The organism is Faecalicoccus sp. (genome assembly GCF_036552745.1).
Taxonomy (GTDB): domain Bacteria; phylum Bacillota_I; class Bacilli_A; order Erysipelotrichales; family Erysipelotrichaceae; genus Faecalicoccus.
In genome coordinates this window covers 1-4,800 of sequence record NZ_JAXKBY010000075.1, presented here as the reverse complement: position 1 = coordinate 4,800, position 4,800 = coordinate 1, and the positions used below count along the sequence as shown (strand labels likewise).

Genomic DNA, 4,800 nt, shown 5'->3' with positions numbered 1-4,800 from the left:
TTTCTTAACTTAATGACATTGCGAATGATCGGCTTTTTTTTATGCTTTCTTCTTTAACATCTTTTTGGCCAGTGGCATGGCCTTTATGGCAAGAGCATATAAAACACGATGTACCGGTAAATCAAATTCACCTATATATTCACGAATATATGGGGCAAAGTTTGATTTAAATTCAGATAGTCCATCTTGAAAATCACCGTCAACACCACCCATTGTGACAAACTCAGCCTGATTTTCGAAGGCATCTTGAAACTGTCTGGCATATAAAAGATACTGCGATCTAAAATTCATAAAATCATCGTTGCTTCCGGCATACAGCATTTCATATTCCTTACCATAGCCGATCATCATGCCTCCGGCAATGGCTGTTTTATGTGGATATTTCTCGCAAACCTTTTGAATAGAGGTTAATTCCTCCTGATTTTGAAGTAATTCATGCTCGGCTTTCTTATTTGGTTTTTGTGCAATTCTGGCTTCTAATTCCTTTTTCTTTTGTAACAGTTCATTTTTTCGTTGTAAAGGATCTACATAGGCCAGATATAAATGGGCCGTTGGATACGTCTGCAACAAAAGGCGAAAATAATCTTCGGTACGCAAATGCACATTTTTTCTTTCTTCGGTCATATGCATAATCTGTGAAAATTCAGGCAGTCCTTTTATTCCAACTTCTTCCACTACAACATTTTTCTTGGTTGCCTTTTTAATGGATCGCTTTGTCGATTTCGGCAAGTGTTCCTCTAGATCACAAGATTTCAATCCCATATGAAAACGAGGTTGTTCGGTTTCTTCTATATACGTAGTAAAGCCCTTATGCTGCGCATGAATCCTCTTTATATTTTCTAAGATCGTTTCTGTATAGCCATACAATGGTACATCTCTTTGAGATAATATAAATTCACGGATCATAATGCCGGGATCAAACTTAATCAAGATACAGTGTCTTTTCCTGGCCACTTTTTTAAGTTCCTGAAAATAAAACTGTACCAGGTCTGCATTCTCAAAATCCAATATGGGACCTTTGGGAATATAAAACATGGTAAAGGAAAGTGGCAGTTGTTTAATCAAAACTAAACCGACAGCCTGCAGCTTTTCATCTTGATACACGCCGGTATGTAATGCCTCTCAATTGGATTTTACCTTGGCCCAATCATAGCTTTGCAGCAAGTTACAGAATCGATGATTTTGGACAAAGCGATCAAATTCTTCTTTTGAAACCTCTGTATGGAACTGATAGTCTTTCATAAACAAATTCCTGTCTCTTTCTTATTTAAGTAACTTTAGAATATACTTTATATATACATTTAACTATTGTATAAAGTCAATCTTCGCTGATTTCTTTCTGTTTTATAACTAGTTTTCCTATGTTTTTTCTATATATTATCATAAAAAGAAAGATCAGGAAAATCTCTGATCTTTAATACATCTGTGTTGCCTGAATGGCCTTCTTCCACTTTTCATAAAGCTTTTCTATGCTTTCATGATCTCTTTGTGGTAAGAATTTCTCCAGTTTTCCATCTTTAAAATCTTCTCTTTTATAGAAACCACAGGCAAGTCCCGCCAGTCTGGCAGCACCTAAAGCGGTTGTTTCCGTCATGGCGCTTTTATAGACCGGTATTTCAAGAATATCACTCTGGAATTGGTTTAAGAAACGATTGGCACTGGCGCCTCCATCTACTTTTAAATGGGTGATCTTTTGATGCAGATCTTCTTCCATGACCAAAATCAAGTCTTTGCTTTGATAGGCCATGCTTTCCAGAGAAGCGCGTACTAAATGTCGAATGTCCGTTCCTCGGGTCAGGCCAAAAATGGCACCTCGGCACTCATCATTCCAATACGGAGCCCCTAATCCGGTAAAGGCCGGAACGATCATAACACCATTACAGGAATCCACGCTGGTCGCAATATCTTCTGTTTCTTTGGCGGATTTAAAAAATTTCAATCCATCTCTTAACCACTGGATCAGAGAACCGGAAACAAAGATGCTTCCTTCCAGTGCATAACAGACTTCATCCTGAATTTTCCATGCGACCGTTGACAACAATCCTTTCTGTGAATGAATTGGTGTATCCCCGGTATTCATCAATAGGAAACCGCCGGTTCCATAGGTGTTTTTGACTTCACCTTTGTGAAAACAAGATTGTCCAAACAAAGCGCTTTGTTGATCACCAACCATGGCTCCGATCGGGCAGGAAGTATTGAAAAAATGAACCGGATCGATAGAACCGACGATACCGGAAGTATCGACAACTTTGGGAAGCATGTTTTGAGGAATATTAAACAATTCCAACAATTCTTTATCCCAATCCAATGTATGAATATTCAACAATAGTGTCCGGGAAGCATTGGTCACATCGGTCACGTGTACCTTGCCATTGGTCATCTTCCAGACAAGCCAGGTATCGATAGTTCCAAACAAAAGATCTTCTGTATTTTGAATGTTCTTTTCTTCCAAGATCCAGCGAATCTTCGTAGCACTAAAATAAGGATCTAAAACCAGACCTGTTTTTTCTTTGATCAGCGGTTCTACTCCCATTTTTTTATAGCGCTCAACGATGCCAGCGGTCTGTCTGGATTGCCATACGATCGCATTATGGATGGGCATACCTGTTTTCTTGTTCCATACTACCGTTGTTTCTCTTTGATTGGTAATACCGATCGAAGCAACTTCATCAGGTTGTGCGCCGGATTTTAAAAATAAACTCGATAAGCAGGATAGTGTAGAAAGCCAAATTTCATTGGCATCTTGTTCCACCCATCCCGGTTGAGGAAAGTTATTATGAATCTCTTCCTGCGAAACCACCACGATATTTTGTTGTTGATCAAAAAGAATAGCACGTGTACTGGTCGTGCCTTGATCGATTGAAATAATATATTTTTTCATGTTACTCACCTGCACCCATCATAGCACAGAAAGCGCTTTCTTAACAGTGCAAAAGAAAAGTGCACCGTCGTGCACTAATTTCGTAATGTCGCATTACATTCCTTCTGTATCGCATCAATGATGCCATTAAACAAAGTATTGATTTCTTCTTCATTCAATGTTTTCTTATCGCTTTGGAAAAGGATGCGTAAGGCAATGCTCTTTTCATTGTCAGCTACATGTTCGCCCTGATAAACATCGAAGACTTCCACGCTTTTTACAATCATTTCTTTATCCAGCTTTCCATGCTTGTTGATCACATCAACTACCTGTGAAACCGGCATCGAGCGATCCATGACAAACGCTAGATCTCGCTGTACACTTGGATATTTTGATATCGGTACATACTTGATCTTTGCCTTCTTGCCGGCAAGAATCTTACCATAGTCAAATTCACAAAGAATTACATCCTTACAACCTGTTTCCTTGGCATATTGTGGATGAATCTGTCCTACGATACCGATCGTTTCCTGATCAATTCGAATACAGGCAGAACGATATGGATGGAAATGCTGAGTATCGAATTCATTGGCCACAAAGTGAATGCGTTTTTCATTGATTCCCACCTTTTCCAGGATAGCTTCCATCAATCCTTTGGCGGTATAGAAATCAGCCGGTAAGGAATAACCTGTCCACTTAGTCTGCTGCAGTTCTTCGCTCAACACAAAAGCTCCGTGTGTCTGCACACCTTCTTTGGCTGCTACATCGCTTAATTCAAAAACATTGATATTTGGAATATGGCGAGCCTGGTTATAGCTGACAACATCTAAAAGACTTGGTAAAATGCTGGTGCGGATATATCGTCTTTCCTCACTCATGGGACTGGCCAGTTCAATCGCTTCTCCGGCACTTAAGATCGCATTTTCCATCTTTTTAGTGGAGATTAACGTATAAGTCACACAATCCTGTAAGCCTTGCGCCGTAAAGTACTGGCGTAGTTCACGACGAAGACGCTGTGAAGGATTCAACTTTCCTTCTGTCATTTCCATCATCGGAAGCGTACTAGGCAGTCTGTCATACCCAATCAGACGAATCACTTCTTCACTTAAATCAGCCATTCCTTCAACATCGGTTCGGTAGCTTGGAATATCAACCGTAAAGTGATCCTGATGATCTATCGGATTCCACTGCAGACGTTTGAATACTTCTAAGATCTCTTCTTTGGTAAAATCCGTTCCCAAACGATCGTTGATGGCCATATATTGACAGGATAAAGTTTTTGGCTGGTATGGTGTCTGCCCATACTGTACAGTTTCTTCAATTTCTTTGGCATCCGCATATTCGATCAAAAGCTGAACGGCACGATCTACAGCTTTTTGAGCTGCCAGAGGTTCAATGCCCTTTTGATAACGAATGCTGGATTCTGTAGCCAAATTCAAACGACGGGCCGTATTTCGAATCGATACGTGATCGAAGATCGCACATTCGATGATCAAACCAGTTGTCGTATCCAAGATCTTGGAATCATCACCACCCATGATTCCGGCAATGCCGATTGGTTTTCCATCATTGGTGATTACAATATCTTCCGGCTGTAAGGCATAAGTAACTCCATCCAACGCCGTATAATCTTCCTGCACACCGTCAACAACTGTAATTTCCTGATTTTTGATCGCATCTTTATCATAAAAATGCATTGGTTGCCCTGTTTCCAACATGACAATATTGGAAATATCGACAACGTTGTTGATAGAATGCATGCCGGAAGCGCGTAAAAGCTCCTTCATCCATAACGGACTTTCTTTGATTGTGATATTGCCAATGACCTTTCCCAAAAATAAAGGACATTTTTTTGTTTTGGATGAAACTTGAAGCTTTGTCGATCCACCACATTCAGAAGCCTTTTGATAAGCCGGTAATTTTACTTCACGATGTAAGAT

General features: G+C 39.9%; 2 protein-coding genes and 1 pseudogene. All 3 read right to left on the bottom strand.

From position 1 onward, the window contains the following. Nucleotides 1-39 precede the first annotated feature (39 nt). A pseudogene (locus U0M88_RS03740) lies at nt 40-1,242 on the bottom strand (peptidoglycan bridge formation glycyltransferase FemA/FemB family protein). A gap of 172 nt (nt 1,243-1,414) precedes the next feature. Next, nucleotides 1,415-2,881: a glycerol kinase GlpK gene (glpK, locus tag U0M88_RS03735; protein ID WP_331868956.1), complete on the bottom strand. Its 1,467-nt coding sequence runs from the start codon at nt 2,879-2,881 to the stop codon at nt 1,415-1,417. A 74-nt stretch (nt 2,882-2,955) separates the two neighbouring features. Further along, a partial coding sequence (gene pheT / locus U0M88_RS03730; protein WP_331868955.1) for a phenylalanine--tRNA ligase subunit beta occupies nt 2,956-4,800 on the bottom strand: 1,845 nt, incomplete at its 5' end.